This window comes from Coprococcus phoceensis, assembly GCF_900104635.1.
GTDB lineage: Bacteria > Bacillota > Clostridia > Lachnospirales > Lachnospiraceae > Faecalimonas > Faecalimonas phoceensis.
On sequence record NZ_FNWC01000007.1, the window covers coordinates 637609 to 656102 of the forward strand.

Genomic DNA, 18494 nt, shown 5'->3' on the forward strand with positions numbered 1-18494 from the left:
TGCTCTATTTTTTTATTACCATTTTTGAGTGAGATGGGAGGAAAGACAGTGAAAAAATTAAAACAAATCTTAGCGTTCGTGCTTATCTGCGTTTTGTTTTCTTCAACAGTTCAAGCACAAGGAATCAGAGAAAATGAAGAAAACAAATATGAGAAAATCATAGAAATGTATCTTAATGGCGAAGATATGGCAGAAGAAGCAGTGGTATATCGAAAAGAAACAGCGAAAAGGCTTGGACTGGAAGCTTATTTGGACGAAAAGTCATATCTGACACCAGAGTATCGATTTGAAAATGGGATTGGTCAAGACGGAGATATTACCGATCCGGATTTAAATATCTTGGTAGAAATGGCAACCCGAAAAGATATGGAAAAAATCTTGGAAAAGAGTCAGTTTAATCAAGCAAAGCCATATGAAGAAGATGATCGCACTTTGGTAGAGCGTGGATTTACGCCAGGACAAACCGTAGGTGTTACGCAACGAAAAAGAGTAAGCGGTGCAGGAAATGGATATTTTGAAATTTCTGGTGCTAACAGTTACGGATATTGTGCTCAGAATAAGAAATCATTTTGGGGCAATGATCAAACCAAATATGGGCCGGTTCAGGAATGGAATGATCCAATTGTGAGAAAAATTCTATATTACTCACCGGGAGGTCCTGGTTATACAGGTGGAAACTTAGGATATGACATGGATAATGCCACGTTTGCAGTTGGATATCAAAATGATAGCTGTAACAATAAAGGAAGAGCAAGAAGTTATATTGCCTCTCTAAGTGGTAAGACCGATCCGATTGCTTGGGGCTATCGTGCTTATATTGCAGATATTACTCCTGACAATTATCAGGATGTAGCATTTTTAGGATATATACCACCAGCACCGAAACAAGGAAACGTAACTTTAAAAAAAGTATCTGCGAACCCAAGCTTAACGAATGGGAATAGCTGTTACTCGTTAGCAGGAGCTCAGTTTGGTGTGTATAGTAGCTCATCACTTTCAGGAGCATCAAGAGTAGGGACACTTACAACAGATGCGAATGGTAATTCCAATACACTAAAACTTAATGCAGGAACTTATTATGTGAAAGAAATAGTAGCTCCGAAAGGCTATGCATTGAATCCGGAGACAAAATCGGTGTATATTCCGGCAGGTGGAACAGCATCCGTTTCTTTTGCAGATTTACCGCAGATGGATCCGGTTGGTATTTTACTTGGAAAAGTGGATGCAGAAACCAATCAAAATAAACCACAGGGAAGTGCAACGCTACAGGGAGCACAATTTACTGTGAAATACTATGCAGGATTATGGGAAGCAAATAAAGACCCAGCTACGTTAGGAAAGACTCCGTCTCGTACATGGGTATTTCAAACGGATAAAGATGGATATACTTCTTATTCAAAAAATTATTTAGTAACAGGAAGTGAATTATATTTATCTTCTACAGGTCATCCGGCAATACCAATAGGGACGATTACCATTCAAGAAACAAAAGCACCGGAAGGTTATTTATTGAATCCGGAAGTGTTTGTAAGGCAGATTACACCGTCAGGAGCAACAGAAAATGTAAACACTTATAATAAACCGACCATTCCGGAAAACATTTTCAAACTCGATTTGAAAAAAGAACAGGAAGGAACTGACATTCCAATTCCGGGAGCGAAATTTGAACATACGAAACCGGATGGTACAAAGGAAACATTAACTACAGATGAAAATGGAGCGTTGACTTTTAAAGCCCTGCAGCATGGACACCATGCGATTACGGAGCTTGAAGTCATGGATGGATATGTAGTGAATGAGAACATTATTGAGTTTGATGTGGCAGAGGATAACAAAGTTACATTGACTTCTACAACTGATCCAACACTTGGAAATATCAAATTTGAAGTGACAGCTCAGGGAAATATTTCTTTAACAGTTGAAGATTTACTTGCTCCATTCAGTTTGAAAATTCACAAGCTGAACAATAAGGACAAGCTTCTCGCAGGAGCTGAGTTCACATTATTCTCGGATCAGGATTGTACACAAGAAGTTACAAAAGGAATTACTGACGATCAAGGAATTTTGAATTTTAATGAGCTAAAAGTTGGACAAAAGTATTATCTGCAGGAGACAAAAGCACCGGCAGGATACAGATTACCTTTGGATGAAAATGGAAATCTAGTGACATATGAAGTCTATACAGAAAGCACTCCGGTAAAAGATGAATTTATCTTTTATGTAAATGGAGAAGCGTTCACAAGTGATTCGGAAGGCATGTTTACCGTTACCGGTACAAAAGCAGACCGAGTAGCAGAAATGACTATCATAAATAATATTGGTATGAAACTTCCGAACACTGGATCCAATACCACATTGCTTTTGATGATGGCAGCGCTTATTCTTGGGATTATTTTGTTGTTTAGATACACATTAGAGAGGAGAAGGACAATGAAGAAAAAAACTTTAAAAATGTTTATGGCACTTGCAATGTCGACAATCGTTGCAATGGGAGGAGTAACAAGTTCCATCGGTTCACTGCAGGTACAAGCTGCAGAAACACGTACGACTGTGAATACACCGAATGGAGTAGCAGATTTCGGACGTGGAGATGCGAGTATTACAATCCAAGGAAATGAAGGACAGACTTTAGCAGGAAAGAAATTCAACGTGTATCAGTTGTTTGATGCTGAAAACGCAGTAGGTGGAGAATCTATCAATTATACATTCAACGAGCCATATGAGGATTCGCTAAAAACAGTTGTCGGAGAAAAACTTGGAAAAGACGCTGCGAAAGTGACAGAGTATGAAGTGATCGATTACATTCAGTCTTTGAATAACAATCAAGTGGAAGGCTCGCAGACAGAACAGAATGTAGAAGGTTCTTACAGTGAGTTCCGCTACTTTGTAGAAGAGCTCAGAGATCAGATTGTGAAAAATCAGGTTGCTGCAGATGTAGTGCTTGCAACGGAAACCAAAGAAGACAATTCCATTGAAATCAGTGGCTTGGAATATGGCTACTACATCGTAGATGAAGTAAGCGAGGTAGGAGGAACTCATTCCGCAGCATCAATGTGTATCGTAAATACAGCGAATCCGGATGCAGACGTAAACATCAAATCAGATTATCCGACAGTCATTAAGAAAATTCAGGAAGATGATAACAAAGATGAAATCGGAAATGACGGATGGAACGACATTGGAGATTATGAAATCGGACAGACAGTACCTTATAAATTTGAATCCAATATTCCAAACATCAACGGATACGATACATATTATTATGCATGGCATGACATCATGGATGAAGCCTTAACATTTGATCCGGATTCTGTGACAATTCAGATTCAGACAGAAGATAAAATGTATGAGCTTGCAAAAGAAGAATTTCAAGTGATTACAAATCCGGGAAATGGAGAAACGTTCAAAGTAGAAGTTCAGGATATTAAAGCAATCGTGGATCGTGAGTTCGACCAAAAGAACGCTTTGGACGAAAATGTATATGGACAAAAAGTAGTTTTACGGTACAATGCAACTTTAAATGATAAGGCTGCAGAGGACACAGGACGTCCGGGATTTGAAAATGATGTTCGGTTGGAATTTTCTAACAATCCGGATGGAGATGGAGCTGGGGATACCGGATACACACCATGGGATACGGTTGTCTGCTTCACATATAAGATTAATGTTTTAAAAACAAATGATCACGATCTGAAATTGGAAGGAGCAAAATTCCGTTTGTATTCCGATCCGGAACTCAAACATGAAGTATATGTAAAGAAAACAGAAAACGGATACAACGTAATCAATCGTGACAGCGTAGGAGGAACAGATCATACAGGTGGAGAGCAGCCGGCAGACGCAGTGGAAATGGTGTCTAACGCAGAGGGAACGTTCATCATCTATGGATTAGACAGCGGTACATATTATTTGAAAGAAACAAAAGCACCGACAGGCTACCGTCCATTGCTTGATCCAATCGTGTTAAATCTGAAAGCAACTTTCACAGATGACAGAAATGATTATATAAAAGGGGACGGAGCAACGGATAAAACGCTGCAGGACCTAGAAACAACAGCACATATTAAAGAGTTCTTGAATGGAGCATATAAAGAAACGGATGTAGACCTTACAACCGATGTGGAAGAGGGTTCTTCCAACTTGACTGTTATTAATGCAGTAGGAAAGAAACTTCCAATTACAGGATCATCTGTGGCATTGATTATGCTTGTGGCAGGAACAGCACTTGTGGCAGGAGCATTTGTATATGGAAAACACAGCAAAAAGGAAAACGAATAAGTCTAAGAAAAAAAGAATAAGAACCATTTTATTTATCGCAGGATTACTTCTTTGTGCATACCCGTTAATTGCAAGCGTGATGGATCAAAACTATCAACAGAGTGTGATAAAGACCTATCAAGGCGAAATGAACCAAACGAGTGATGCAAAAGTGCAGGAAGCAAAAAAAGAAGCAATACGATACAATGAAATGCTATGGCAAGCCAATGGAATTATCGTTGGTAATATGGAACAAGGAATTTTAGGAGAAGAAAGCTATCAGGAACAGCTTAACTTATCCGGTACCGGAATGATGGGAACTATTTCTATTCCGAAAATCAATGTGAATCTTCCAATCTATCACGGGGTAGAAGAGGAAGTTTTAGTAAATGGAGTAGGACATCTACCGGAAAGCAGCCTTCCGGTAGGGGGAGAAAACACACATTGTCTCCTAACCGGACACAGAGGACTTCCAAACGCCAAGCTTTTCACAAGGCTAGATGAAATGGAAACAGGAGACTTATTTTTCGTAACAGTCTGTGGCGAAAAGTTAGCGTATCAGGTATCGGAAATTGATATCATTCATCCGGAGGATGTAGAAGGATTGGGGATACAGGCAGAAAAAGATTTGGTATCTCTAATCACATGTACGCCATATGGACTAAATACCAAACGACTGGTAGTCACAGGCGAACGGATTCCTTATACAGAGAAACAAGAACAAGAAATTGTACCGGGAAGCATGTCTTTCCGGGAGCTGGTCTTTACAGCACTTCCATTCTTATACTTAGCGATAGGAATCGGAAGTGTGGTAGCTAAAAAGAAATGGGGGAAAGACAGTGAAAAACAAAAAAATTAAGAAATGGCTTCCTTTGATTCTTACAACATTATTGTTTAGTTTTCCGGCACATGCAAATGAAAACATTGCTTTGCCGGATGATTTAGAAAACATTTCACAGGAGCAGGGAAGTATTGAAATAGAATTAACGGACGGCGGAGTTGGAACAACAAAAGAAGGTGTCATTTTTGAATATGCAAAGGTAGCGGATGTTGTAGATGGAGAATATGAATTACTGGATACCTACCAAGAAAGCGGGATAGACTTAAATGCAATTGATACAGCAATACAGCTAGAAGAAGCAGCTATCGAATTGAGTGCTTACAAAACTTCGGATGGAAACTGTACGACAGACGTGAATGGAAAAGCCATCATAAAAGATTTGAATGTCGGTGTGTATCTTCTATATGCATCAAATGACACACGATACGATGACATCACACCGCTTCTGATTGCGATTCCTACATGGGGAGAAGAAGAGGGAACGATGATGTACGATGTGAAAGTGATTCCAAAGCACACACCAGTTCCACCGGGAGAAATTATAACAAATACCCCGGATGGAAATGATGGAGGAGTAAAGACAGGAGACAAAGTAACTGTACGTTTAGTTCTCAGCACAATCTTTTTAATTGCTGCAGCCGGTTTGACAATTACTATTATTTATCTCGACAAAAGAGAGCAGGTGAAAAAAGATGAAGATGAAAAATAAAATATTGGCAGTAAGTGCAATGAGTATATGTCTACTTTTTTCACAAATGCAACTTCCAGTACAAGCTTCAGATTACTACGAAAATGTAATGACATATACAACTGAGAATAAAAATGAACAAAAACTAATGGATAAAGAAATCCAAAAAAATGGAAAGAAATATGAACTCAAAGGGATTTCTTATGAGATTGTGGAGGAAACTCCGGAAATCGAAAAAAAGAAGGTGATGTTAGAACAGCAATCAGGAGCAATTCTAAAAGGAACAACCTTTGAGTTTCCAAAAGAAATAAAAAAAGATGAAGTTGTATATCAGTTAAAAGAAGTGAAAGAAGAAGAAGCAGAAGCGTATCGTCAAGGGGTAGAAAGTTATACAGAATATGAATATGTTGTTTCTGAAAATAATGTTCCTAAGACAAAAACGGTTTCTGCAAAAAATGAAAAAACAGGAATGGAAGAAACTGTAGAATGCACTCTGAATCGTGTGCATATGACACACACGAAATGGGTAGATTCCACAATTGATATCAAATTCCAAGGATATGACCGGAATGCAATTCAATGGCAGGGAATTGTATTTCCGAATGACAGAGGAGCAGGTGCTCCCCTGAAAGGATATGAAAAAGAGCTTCTTGCATCAGTTGGGCTGGATGGTTCAAATGGAAAAATCAAAAACACATACTATACATCTGATTCTTATACAAATGAAAATGGAGTCGTATGTCGAAATGCTCAAGCTGATATACAGAAACTTGTGCCTGTTTATCGTGCCGAATATATCGGAGAAATGAACACACCGCATGTTATACAAACAGCGTTGTATGAGGGAGAACAGGAAGTAGAAAGCAAAACAGATATCACTTACACGATAGAGGCTACTGGACTTTATCAAAGAGCTGCTAACCAATTGCCTTACATACTTGCAGGAGTTGGAATTTTGATAGGTGTAGCTTTAATCATAGCAATTTTAATGATACTTGCCAAAAAGAAAAAGGAAGGAGAAACAAAAGAATGCAGCAATTAGGAATAATGATTAAGGATTTTTTCTCCAATAACGTAGTTTCGCTAGGCTCAGTAGCAATATATGCAGGACTTGTTCTCATTGGATTTGCACTTGCAGTGCCGGGAAGAAAATTTACGGATTGGGCAAAAGAACATATAATGGGTTTACTTCTTGGAGCGGCACTAATTTATACGGCTTCAGGTATAACTGCAGATATTGTGGCTAGTTTTGGATTTTAGAAACAGACAAAGAAAGGGGGACAAATTTGTCCCCTAACAAGAAATAGGAAAGATATGAGAAAAAATAAGTGGAAAAATGAATTGGTCAATCCCCTAAAAGATAAGGGGCGGACAATGAAATTGGAATACTTCTTGTCAAATAATTATGTACTTACTGTAATGATGATTGTGTTAGATCTATTTGTAATATTAGGTGGAACATATCTGATTCATTTATTGAAACAGTTGCCAGCTATTTTACTGGGACAGGATTTAGAAGGGATATTTTCCCTTGTACATATGATTCCGAATTTATCGGAAGTAACCATGCAGGAAGTAGGGATAGTGTTGATAGGCTTGGTAATATTGGATGCCGTTTTGGTTATCCGAATCAAGTTATCCTGGTCGGAAACACATTTTAATGTAGGACAAAAAGGTGTCTCTCGGTTTACAAACGAAGATGAGATTAAGCAGCAATATAAGGCAATTGAGCCGCTTGAAACTCCTTATCCGGGAAATCCGGGTATCTTAATTTCGAGAATCGGGGAGACATTTTATATAGATGATTCGGTTGTAAATAACCTGATTCTTGGAATCACACGTTCCGGAAAAGGGGAAACACTTGTAAAGTCCAGTATCGAGAGTTATTCAAGAGCTGAATTTCAACCAAGCTTGATTATAAATGACCCCAAGTTGGAACATTATAAAGTATTTGCTCCAGTATTGGAAAAACGAGGGTATGGAGTGTATCTGTTAAATGCATCGAATCCGAAATACTCTATGGGATTTAATTTACTTTCTGTTGCGGTAAAGTTCTATAAACAGAAAGATTATGATATGGCAGAACAGGTTGTAAATTCTTTGACACATTCCTTTTTTAATGTGGATGGAGCAAAAGGCGATATGGTGTATTTTGTCAGTGCAGCCGCCGCTTTATGCAGTGCGATGATACTTGCAAGTATCATAGATGCATTCCGTGCAGATGAAGAAGAAAATCAGAAACGGTATGAAATATGGTCTTATCTGACCGAAGAAGTAAAGAAAAAACATCCATTTCATTATCGAAATGATAATGAAAAGACTATTAATTTTTACAGCATTTTAATAAATTTTGGGAAGTTAGTGGAAAAGCCTGTTGATAAAACTGGAGCTCGTACACTTTTGGATGTTTATTTTGAAGAACGTCCAGTGGATGATCGGGCAAGAATGAAGTTTTTAGGCGTGAAAGTTGCTCCGGGAAAAACAAAATCAGGAGTTTTTTCAGAAATGTTAAGAGAATTAGATATCTTTACGCTTCGGAATGTCGCAATGATGACGGCAGAGAGCAGTTTAGATATGGAAGAACTTGGATTTGGGGAACGTCCGATTGCGGTATTTCTTGCAACACCATCCTATGATAGCTCGCTTTACAAATTGCCAACTATTTTTATAAGGCAGATGTATTATGTACTTGGAAAAATGTGCGATGACGGAAAGGGAAAATGCGACCGACAGGTAAAAGTTATTATAGATGAAGCTGGTAATATGCCGGAGATTGAGTTGATGAAAACGATGACAACTATGGGGTTGGGACAAAATATTTCATTTGATTTATATCTGCAGAATTACGAACAATTGGAAGATATTTACGGAAAACAGATAGCAGAGACAATCAAAGGGAATTGTGGAAATCACTTCTACTTACAGACAAACTCTGAGGATACGTCAAAAAGTTTTTCTAATATGATTGGTAGCAAATCAATTGTAAACGTGCAGAGAGCAGGAAGCAAGCTGTCGTTTCACAAATATTATACGGAATCGATTGATGAGCGACCATTATTAAATTATAACGAACTTATGGAACTTCAAGAAGGAGAGAGTGTTATCTTCCGGAGATCCAAAAGAAGAGATTTAAAAGGAAACAAGATTAAACCAAGACCGATTTTTAACTCTGTAGAGAATGGAAGATATTTTTGGTATGCATATGAATATTTTCCAAAAGAAACCTACCCACATCCAAACGATGTGAACTTTATGGATGTCTGCAAAGAAAGCCGGGTGGGGATCAGACTGGAAGAAAGGGTATGGGATATAGCAAAGAGTTTTCAGATGTTTCGAGAAACAGACGGAAACAAAGTTCAAAGATTGTCTGATTTCCCTGCTTATGAAGAATTAGAACCATTGCTCCATAATGTGTTTGGAAAAGATATGGAGGAAAAATATGGAATTGGAAGAGAAATGACAATTGCAGAATTTGCAGATTGTCTAAACCGGATGGAGCTTCCGGAGATACAGAAAACACTCTTTTTGGAAACGCTACAAAAAGCAGGAAAAGCAGGATAGGAGGCATTATGTCAGAAGCACAGATTATAGAATTTTTAAAACTAAATTCTGATTTTTTCCGTACGAATGATATCATTCTTACCGCAGTGAGAACGGTTGGCTGGCTGTTGGTAAAGGGTTTTTCTCTGTTACTTGATTGTTGTATTACGCTGTACAATTATACGTTTGGTCTGATTGATATTACAAGATGGTCGGTGTTAGAAAACTACCTGAGTGAATACAAACCACTGATACAGGCAATTATGATGGCTTCTCTTGTCATTCTTGGGTTTATGTATATGTTTGGGAAGAACAAAAAGCATAATGTGCTTAACAGTGTTTTGATTTTGGCAGTAGTAATGTCGGCATCAACAACCATTTTTACAGAATTAAACCGATTTTCCATCGCTTTTAAAGATGCTGCATTATCCGGCGGAAGTACAGTCAATGGAACGGAATTAATCCGTACCAATTTGTATGATCTTTATTATATTGATTCTCAAATTGGTTTAGAAAACTTGAATAGTAAAGGGAAAATCCCACAAGGGACATCTTTGAGTAAAACAGATGTAGATTACATTAATATTGGCGAGGTGCTTGATCCGGGGACAGATGGCTTATCTAAAAATGCAGAAAGCATTTTAAAGAAACGGTTGATGTCTATAGGAAATGGAGAATATGGACTGATAGATGCAAAAGATGGAGTCGCATGGACAGACTTTGGAAATACCTACTATTACCGGTACACGTTTCACTATGGTACATATTATTTAACTGCGGCTGCAGCAATTTTGATTTATGTCTGCCTTGCGTATAAGAACACACGAGTCATTTATGAAATTTTTGTAAGTCGTATTCTAGTCAGTTTATATGCTGCGAACCTTTCTTCTGAAAGAAAAGTGGTAAAAATATTGGAGAGTATTCGTGACAGTTATTTTGCACTCTGCTTTACGGTAATTAGTTTGAAATCTTATTTTCTTTTTGTGGAATATCTCAATTCCAAGACAGAAATTAACGGATTGGCAAGGGGAATCATCATTTTGTTTATTGCTTGGTGTGTCATTGATGGAGCGAATATCATAGAAAAATTAACAGGTGTAGATGCTGGCTTAAGCAGCATGACAGGTAAATTGATTGCCGCATATCATATGATACGTGGCGCAGGACAAACTGTCCAACAGGCGAGACAGTTCCACATGATGAAAGAGCAAAGAGATGCGATGAAAAATATGCAGGCAACAAGCCAAGGCAGTGGAACTGGTGGAAGTGCAGGAGATAGCTTTAAAAACATGGAACAGTCAATGGAACAGAACGGTACTCATAACCAAAATTCCAACAGTAATCAGCAGATGGAAGAAAGTTTAAAGGGAGCTGAGGGGATGGAGAATCGGCAAGGAAATTCTTTTGATGAGATGTCACAAAGCGTTGAAAATGAGATGCAATCAGAACAAATGAACAATATGAATGAAGAGTTCCGGATGCAGGATGATAGTAGTGATGAAATGTTACATCAGAATATGGAGCAAGAAGAACATGAGACAGATCAGGTTTCCGGAATGGAAGAGAAAGGGACAACAGAGAATTTAACATCTGCAGGAGAAGTGACATCGAAAGAACCTTTTTCTGATCAGGAAGAAAAGCCGGAGAAGAATAATGTGAATGATATGCATGAGGCGGATCAGAAGCAGGCAAATGGATTTGAATCACAACAGACGAGCAGGAAGCAGCCATTCGCTTATGAAGAGCCGAAAAATATGTTTGAGAAATGGGAAAATAAAACGGACAGTAGGAAGAGTTCAAATCATGCAGATGTAAATAGAGCAAGTACGTCTGCAATGAGAGAGAGAACACCAATGCAGGAACAGAGGAAATATGCAGAAAACTCCCCAAAAAGAAAAGAAAGAGGAAAGTCTGATTTTCCGGAAACAGAAAGGAGAAAGAAACGATAAATGAGGTATTTGGTTACAAAAGAGATTAAATCGGAAACACAAGTGATTTGGAAATTATATCTTCAGGATTTTGTATTTTTATCAGTTTGGATCTTTCTTTGCTTAAACTTGCAAGAAAATGTACATAAGTCTTTAGAGATTCCATATTTGATTTTTTCCGGAATAGTCGGAATCTGTTTGATGATTCCAGCACTTGGAAATCCGAAACGCCGGACATATCAGGCGCTTGCATTATACCTATTAAAACCTAAAAAAGTAATTGGTTTTCGGAAGAAGGAGAAAAAACATGAAGAAGAAACAGGAACAAGAGATTACAGATATCAGGGAAGATATTCCAATACGAAGATATGATAAGCAGAAGAAGTGTTTCCAAAAGGAGGATGGAAGTTATGTCAATCTGTATCAGATCATTCCAAGAGATTTGGTAAATTCAGATGTAGATGAGATTGAAATGGATTGTTTTCGGTGGGCGAAACTTTTAAAAACCTATGGATTAGACATGGAGATCATATCGATGATGTTTCCCTGCAACACACATACACAGCAAGAATATTGGGAAAAACGCATACGAAGTAATAAAAATCCGCTGTACCATGAAATGTTAAAGCGAAAACTTGCGGAATTAGAATACCGGGAAAAACACGCAGTAACAAAACAATTTTTTCTTCAGGTTTTCTTTGTAGATGATAATGAGAGGAAAGAATCTATAAGGTTGATTGACAGCATTTTGGGAATTATTCAGGAAAAGGAAAGAAGAACCGGAATGGAAATGCTGGAAGAAATCCCGGAAAAGAAAAAAAGACAGATTTATAAGAAATTGGGAAATAAAAATTCACGGATATTTTAGGAGGGGGACAAAATTGTCCCCTAGTAGGAGAGAAAATCATGTGGAAGAGATGGAGAAAAAAAGAAAAAGAGAAAATAGAGATCGTTGAAGATGAACAATTGTTACAAGAAATATCTCCGGCAGGCGACCTGTTACATTATGAATCGTATTCAAGAACAGGGACAGGCTATGAAGCTTGTGTACATATTTGGGATTACCCGGAAGTGCTGGATGATTATTGGCTGACGAAGCCGTGCAATCAAGAAAATACGATTGTAACAATCAGTATCCATAATGAGGATCAAAATGAAGTAAAAAAGAATTTGAATCGCTCGATTGAAGAGCAGGGCTCAAGAAAAAAGTTTGCAAAAGAATATAAAGATTTTTACGATGCAGCCGCTAGAGAAAGTGAAATGAAAGCACTTTATGATGAAATCAATGCGATGGGAGAAGTGATTAAATCTGTTGCCATACGTATTTTTGCGGCAGAATCGACAAAGCAAAGTCTAGAAAATTCTGTGGCAAAAGTAATCAAGTCATTAGAAGGGGACACTTATCGCTCCGCAGTGTTTTTAAATGAAACAAGAAAAGAATGGAAAAGTGTTTATCAAAGTGCAGAGGAGCAGATGAAAGAACCACATACACTTTCAGGATTTCCAATGAAGTCACAGCTCATTGCGGCGGGAAATCCGTTTCATTTTAGCAGCTTGGAAGACCCATTGGGATCATTCTTAGGAGAAACTGCTTGCGGTGGAAATGTAACATTTGATGCATTTACAACAAATGCAATCCGTGTAAATGCATCTGCAGTGCTAATGGGAAATATGCGCTTCGGAAAATCATCACTTCTAAAACTCCAAATGAAGGATAGAGCATTGAGAGAGGATTTTGTCCGGGTGATCGATGTGACCGGAGAATATTCTACATTGGCAACGGAACTTGGCGGAAGAGTTTTAAACATGGATGGAAGTGATGGGATTATTAATCTGCTTGAGATTTTTAAGGCAGGAGACAACGAAAATATCAGTTATACGAGACACTTATCAAAATTGAGAAAGTCTTATCGCTTTTTAAAGCCGGAGGCAGAATCGGATGAAGTTAATGTATATATTGAAGCTGTGGAAGCACTGTATGGTAGATATGACCTGATTCCTTATGCAAGAGATGTGAAACAACAGAAACAGATTACAGGGCTTCCGGCAAAAAGTTATCCAAGATATCGAGAATTGCTAGAGTTAGTAAATGAGATGATTTCTGAGATATTGTCAAAAACATATACAGAACAAGAAAAAGTTTTGATTGACCGGAAATTAATCAATTTGGATAGAGTAAGGGATCAGCTTCGTATTTTAGTAGATACCTATGGATATCTATTTGATGGTTATACCTCTATTAATAATTTGATGGATGTCAAGGTAGTGTCTTACAATATGACAGCATTAAAAGATATGGATTCTGCGATATTTGATCTGCAGCTCTTCAATATTCTTTGTATTTCATGGGATGAATCGATTACAAATGGAAGCATTATGAAAACATTATGGGAGAGTGGAAAAATTGCGTTGGAAGATGTCACACATACGTTGCTGCTTGTCGATGAGAGTCATCGTTGGGTAAATGCTCAAAAACTGTTTGCATTAGAGCTTTTGGGAATCTACTTAAGAGAAGGTCCGAAATATTTTACCGGATTATGGCTTGCGACACAATCTATCCGAGATTATGTTCCGGATGGAAGTACTAAAGAAGGAGAAAGACAACTAAAAACCATTTTTGAACTGGCACAGTATAAATTCATCTTTCATCAGGACAGTAATGTGCTTCCAATCATTGACCGGGTATTTAACAATGTACTTACATACTCGCAAAAAGAAAGGATTCCAAGGCTGCAGCGTGGAGAAGTCATTCTGTGTATCTCCGGAGATCAAAATATTGAATTTAAAGTGTACTTATCTGAAGCGGATAAACGTCTTTTCAAAGGCGGTGTATAAAAACAATGCTTAGGAAAAAAGTAAAAAAATACTTGCTGATATCAGGTATATCTTTTGCAATTGGAATTTTAGGAATCATATTTGTTTCCACCTTAATTGAAGAAGTTGTAAGAGCAATTGCTGGCGAAGAAGCAAACAAACAGATTGTACAATCAGATTTAGATGGACTTCCGGCATGGATTACTGTGGAGATGGTACAAGCTGCCATCGACATGATGAATGAGACAGGATATCCGGCTTCTGTGGTATTAGGACAAATGATATTAGAGGCTGGGGCAGATGGCTCTGAACTTGCAAATCCGCCTTACTATAATTGTCTTGGACAGAAAGCACATTGTTACAAAGAAAGTGGAACAGTCGTGATGCGGACAGAAGAAGCATGGGGAACAGTTACAGCGGAATTTTCAACATTTGCAAATTATGTAGACTGTATGCTTGCTTGGGGAAATAAATTCACAAGACAGCCTTATGTAGACAATGTCATTGCTTGTAAGAGAGATCCTGTGACCGGACATTATGATGCAGATAGTTTTATTACAGCATTGTGGAAGTCAGGATATGCAACTGATCCGGCATATGTAAGTAAGGTGATCGCAGTGATGAAAGGCAGAAATCTTTATCGGTTCAATTATATGACCTCGGCAGACTTAGAAAACGGTTTGGGAGAAATTGGAAATGGAATGTTTACCCATCCTTGTCCGGGAATGACATATCAATCTAGTTATTTTGGAGAAATCCGGGAATTTGAAACCGGAGGACACAAAGGAAATGACTATGCAGCTCCTGCAGGGACACCTACCCTTGCAGCCGCAGATGGAATAGTTACCATTGCCGGCTGGTCAGACAGTGCTGGGAACTGGGTAGTGATCGATCATGGGAATGGATTGACAACAAAATACATGCATCATTCCAAATTACTTGTAAAAACAGGAGATACGGTAAAAAAAGGGCAACAGATCGGTGAGGTCGGGTCTACTGGACAGTCTACCGGAAATCATTTGCATTTTCAGGTGGAAGAAAATGGAGTTCCAGTAAATCCAGACAAATATTTAAAAGGAGATGGAGAATGAAAGAGAATAAGACAAAAATCATATTACTTTTATTACTCGTAGGGGCTGCGCTTTTATTAAACTTTTGCGGCAACCGAAATTCTGTAAAGAACCCACGGGGAGAGTTTCATGTTTCAGAGAAACAACCTATTCCTGAAGCAAAGATCCATAAATGGAATGAAGACCGAATTTCCAATATGCAGGATAAACTGGAGGACAATCTTCCGTCAGAAAAAAAGGAAGAAAGAAAAGTAGAAGTACAATTTAAGGGATATGAAGAGTATCCGGAAAAATTCATATGGTTACAAGGAGAAGACTGGAAGCGTTTCCAAGAAGAAGTAAAACAGTATCTCTATGTAAAAGGGTTTGAAACAGTTACAACGGTAAATCTGCATCCGGACACGATACAGATCATAAATGAATATGAAAGAAACTTATATTTTGATATTGATTATCGAACAGATACATCCGACACACTTACGATAAAAACAGTCTGTGATACCTATCAGGAAAGAGGTCAGATGAGATTTGGATTTGAAATACAATATGGGACCGGGAGGGAATAAGGATGACAGCACCTAAAAATCTTTATATATGTTGCGAAGAGGGAAGAGAAGAGTTCTTTAAAGCAAAGGCAAAAGATATCTATAAAGAATATATTTGTATACAGGACGAAATAGGAAAAGATACAGACATGATCGTAATCATTCAACCGGTAGAAACCTCTAAAGATGGATTTATAACAAGATGTTTAGAAGATGCAAATCAAATGCAGATCAAAGCAGTCGTTGTATCTGAAAATTTTATTCCAGTCGGCGCTATGGAGCGTGTGCTGAAGGAGGGGTAATTACTTGAAGACAGGAAAGATAAGAGAAGCAAGGGAAGAACGGATCGGAAAGAAAAGCAGGAAACTTGTAGGATTTCTGATAGTGATTGTTGCGGGATATTTTATTTTCTTTACTTCAAAGATATGGCTTCCGGATAGCGGAACACTTAAAAGTGCAACACAGTATTATCAGAAACTTGTATACGAAACATATGATATTTACTTGACACAGTGGAAATATGATGAAAAGGCAGACCGGATGCAAGTGATTATTGAGTTAGAAAATAAGGAAGTATTGGATAAAAAATTAGAGTTTGAGGCGGTTGAACGGAACAGCGGAACATTGAAAATGAAAGTGCTGTATCAAGATTCGGAATTTGTGCTTTTGCAAATCGAAGAAATACCAAAGATTTGGAAAGAGATTTCTTTCCGTGTTGGAAAAGAGGATAAAACGGCAAGATTTTATACCAATATAAATGAAGTAGAGCATGGAAAAGTTCAAACAAAGATAACGGAAAAAGATTGTAAAAAAGAACGTCTTCAGGCGCAGATTACATATGATGATGTGCAGATTGCAGAAAAAGAAAAGAAAATAAAAGCCTATGAAATAGAAAACAAGAAACTGGAAAAACGGATTGCATCTTTAAAAGAAGCAGTATATCCGTCTGAGGAGGAAACTAAAAAGGCAGAAGATACGATTTTAAAAGCACAAAATCAAATTGCTGTTAATCAAAATCAGGTTGCAGAGATAGAAAAAGAAATAGAAACCATTATGCAGAGAACAAAAAATATTCAGCAACAGATTACAGATTTAAAATAATTATTTTTCTTTTTTGGGGAAAGAGAGGTGCGATAAACATGATACTTTTTGCAGGTTCGCAGGAGCGAGGATTTTTTGTACAGGAAACAGCAGCTATTAAAGGGATGAACTTGGAATACTTACAGGGAAGTCTTACAATCAAAAATCATCTCAATGATATTTTAAGCAGACAATGCGAATATCTGATTTTTGACATTGAGCAGTATGTTGATTCGGCGAAAGAAGTAGCAGAGGAAATCAAACGTATAGAAGTTGCAAAAAACTGTCAAGTGATTATTTATGCTCCGGGATATGACAGACAAAGTAAAATCATACAGGAGCTTCAAAATCAGGGAATTTTATATTACATATTCGCTGTAAGCCAAACAGAGGCAAGAGAAGAATTAGAACGGTGCTTGTATGGATATTATAAAGAACCGGAAACAAACTTGTATCAGGAAGAAACTGAAGTTCCGGAGGAATTAAAAACCGGAATTAAAATAGGAATTGCCGGGGTGTGCCGGCGAATGGGAACAACGACATTTGCAATCCAGTTCGTGAAATACTTACAGTTAAAGGGCTATAAAGCGTGTTATTTAGAAGTGAATGATACGGGATTTGTACAAAAGCATGAATCACGTTTTTATGCAGAAGAACATGATGCAAATATTGGAAAGGTTAGGTTTGAAAATGTGGACATGTTTTATAAGCCGGAAAATCTTCCGGAAGTACTAAAACAGGAATATGACTATTATATCTATGATTTTGGTGCTTACATGAACGCAGATTTTAATAAAACCTCATTTTTAGAAAAAGATGTCCGGATTTTTGTAAGCGGAACGGCTGCATCTGAAATGGACGAAACAGAAACGATATTAAGAAATGAATACTATTCGGATGTGATGTATGTTTTTAATTTTGTTTCTGAACGTGAGAAAAAAGACGTACTGGAGTTCATGGAAGATAAAGCAGAACGGACATTTTTTACAGTATATTCTCCGGATCAATTTGAATATGTTCATAATCCGGCTTTTGAAAAATTATTTCCGCTGAAAGAAAAAGAAAAGCCACAGAAAGAAAAAAGAAGTTTCTTTTTTCGCTGGAAAAAAGCCTAGATGGGAGAAAAAAAGATGGCAAAGTATAAGGAATCATTAGTAAAAAAAATCCGGATAGAACAGGAAGAAAATCAGAAACAGAAGAAATTACAAGAAAAATATGGAATAAATGAGAATGTCCGAATTGTAGAACGAAATAATATGGGGAAGTTCTTTGTAAAAACAATAGGCAAATGTATCAGAATAGTGGCAGTGATTATACTATTTATCCTTGCAGCGATTGGATTAACAGCTTTGATTTATCCGGAAATTCGACAAGAGCTATTACAAGTTCTTGGTGGTGTTTTAGCAGAGGGAAAAAATTTAATTAGAGGATGAGAGCTGCATCCGGCCAAGATGGACTAGATGCAGCATAAGAAAAGGAGCGATGAAAATGGAATATAAAAAAGAACCAAAAAATTTTGAGGTACTTCACGAGTTATATCTTTCTATCGGATATTATCGAGGAAAAGCCATTGTAAAAGATGAAAATGGAAGCCTCTATTTTGTGAAGTGTGAAGAAAATGAGTTGCCGATTGGAACACTTGCAGAACGTGTTTTATTAAAACCATTGAATCAATTAGAAGAAACAGAGCAGAAAGAGATTTTAAAAATATATGCAAATTAGAACAGACAG

At 37.5% G+C, this 18494-nt stretch carries 17 protein-coding genes; all 17 read left to right on the top strand.

The window, feature by feature from the left end; genetic code table 11:
- Positions 1-33: 33 nt before the first annotated feature.
- Genes BQ5364_RS17745 through BQ5364_RS06825 form a run of 17 tightly spaced genes read left to right on the top strand, consistent with a single transcriptional unit; the run spans position 34 to position 18485 of the window.
- Positions 34-4278, top strand: coding sequence for a SpaA isopeptide-forming pilin-related protein (locus BQ5364_RS17745; protein WP_136017839.1), 4245 nt, complete (start codon positions 34-36; stop codon positions 4276-4278).
- Positions 4247-5116, top strand: a complete 870-nt coding sequence (locus BQ5364_RS06750; RefSeq protein ID WP_071143887.1) for a class C sortase — start codon at positions 4247-4249, stop codon at positions 5114-5116. Before BQ5364_RS17745 ends, BQ5364_RS06750 begins: the two co-directional genes overlap by 32 nt.
- Positions 5097-5807, top strand: coding sequence for a hypothetical protein (locus BQ5364_RS06755; protein ID WP_071143888.1), 711 nt, complete (start codon positions 5097-5099; stop codon positions 5805-5807). Before BQ5364_RS06750 ends, BQ5364_RS06755 begins: the two co-directional genes overlap by 20 nt.
- Positions 5791-6828 carry a hypothetical protein gene (locus BQ5364_RS06760; RefSeq protein WP_071143889.1) on the top strand — a complete coding sequence of 346 codons (1038 nt, stop codon included), beginning with the start codon at positions 5791-5793 and terminating at the stop codon, positions 6826-6828. Before BQ5364_RS06755 ends, BQ5364_RS06760 begins: the two co-directional genes overlap by 17 nt.
- The gene (locus BQ5364_RS06765; protein ID WP_004613536.1) at positions 6816-7046 is read left to right on the top strand and encodes a hypothetical protein; all 231 of its coding nucleotides are present in this window, start codon (positions 6816-6818) and stop codon (positions 7044-7046) included. Before BQ5364_RS06760 ends, BQ5364_RS06765 begins: the two co-directional genes overlap by 13 nt.
- 54 nt (positions 7047-7100) lie before the next feature.
- The gene (locus BQ5364_RS06770; RefSeq protein ID WP_004613535.1) at positions 7101-9347 is read left to right on the top strand and encodes a VirD4-like conjugal transfer protein, CD1115 family; all 2247 of its coding nucleotides are present in this window, start codon (positions 7101-7103) and stop codon (positions 9345-9347) included.
- Between the two features lie 8 nt (positions 9348-9355).
- Positions 9356-11275, top strand: a complete 1920-nt coding sequence (locus BQ5364_RS06775) for a pLS20_p028 family conjugation system transmembrane protein (RefSeq protein WP_071143890.1) — start codon at positions 9356-9358, stop codon at positions 11273-11275.
- Positions 11276-11626 carry a DUF5592 family protein gene (locus tag BQ5364_RS06780; RefSeq protein ID WP_071143891.1) on the top strand — a complete coding sequence of 117 codons (351 nt, stop codon included), beginning with the start codon at positions 11276-11278 and terminating at the stop codon, positions 11624-11626. It abuts the gene before it with no gap.
- A complete protein-coding gene (locus BQ5364_RS06785) occupies positions 11562-12122 on the top strand; it encodes a TraC-like domain-containing protein (RefSeq protein ID WP_004613531.1) in 561 nt (186 codons plus the stop codon). The genes BQ5364_RS06780 and BQ5364_RS06785 overlap by 65 nt, the downstream gene beginning before the upstream one ends.
- A gap of 38 nt (positions 12123-12160) precedes the next feature.
- Positions 12161-14089 (top strand): putative type IV secretion/conjugal transfer ATPase, encoded by a 1929-nt coding sequence (locus BQ5364_RS06790; protein ID WP_004613530.1) that lies wholly within the window; start codon positions 12161-12163, stop codon positions 14087-14089.
- Between the two features lie 5 nt (positions 14090-14094).
- Complete coding sequence (locus tag BQ5364_RS06795; protein WP_071143892.1) at positions 14095-15159, top strand: peptidoglycan DD-metalloendopeptidase family protein; 1065 nt, start codon at positions 14095-14097, stop codon at positions 15157-15159.
- The gene (locus tag BQ5364_RS06800) at positions 15156-15704 is read left to right on the top strand and encodes a hypothetical protein (RefSeq protein ID WP_071143893.1); all 549 of its coding nucleotides are present in this window, start codon (positions 15156-15158) and stop codon (positions 15702-15704) included. Before BQ5364_RS06795 ends, BQ5364_RS06800 begins: the two co-directional genes overlap by 4 nt.
- A gap of 2 nt (positions 15705-15706) precedes the next feature.
- Positions 15707-15985, top strand: coding sequence for a hypothetical protein (locus BQ5364_RS06805; RefSeq protein WP_071143894.1), 279 nt, complete (start codon positions 15707-15709; stop codon positions 15983-15985).
- Between the two features lie 4 nt (positions 15986-15989).
- Complete coding sequence (locus tag BQ5364_RS06810; RefSeq protein ID WP_071143895.1) at positions 15990-16784, top strand: hypothetical protein; 795 nt, start codon at positions 15990-15992, stop codon at positions 16782-16784.
- 38 nt (positions 16785-16822) lie between these two features.
- Positions 16823-17878 carry a hypothetical protein gene (locus BQ5364_RS06815; protein ID WP_071143896.1) on the top strand — a complete coding sequence of 352 codons (1056 nt, stop codon included), beginning with the start codon at positions 16823-16825 and terminating at the stop codon, positions 17876-17878.
- A 15-nt stretch (positions 17879-17893) separates the two neighbouring features.
- Positions 17894-18196 (top strand): hypothetical protein, encoded by a 303-nt coding sequence (locus BQ5364_RS06820; protein WP_071144717.1) that lies wholly within the window; start codon positions 17894-17896, stop codon positions 18194-18196.
- A 55-nt stretch (positions 18197-18251) separates the two neighbouring features.
- Positions 18252-18485 carry a hypothetical protein gene (locus BQ5364_RS06825; protein WP_235837132.1) on the top strand — a complete coding sequence of 78 codons (234 nt, stop codon included), beginning with the start codon at positions 18252-18254 and terminating at the stop codon, positions 18483-18485.
- Positions 18486-18494 lie beyond the last annotated feature (9 nt).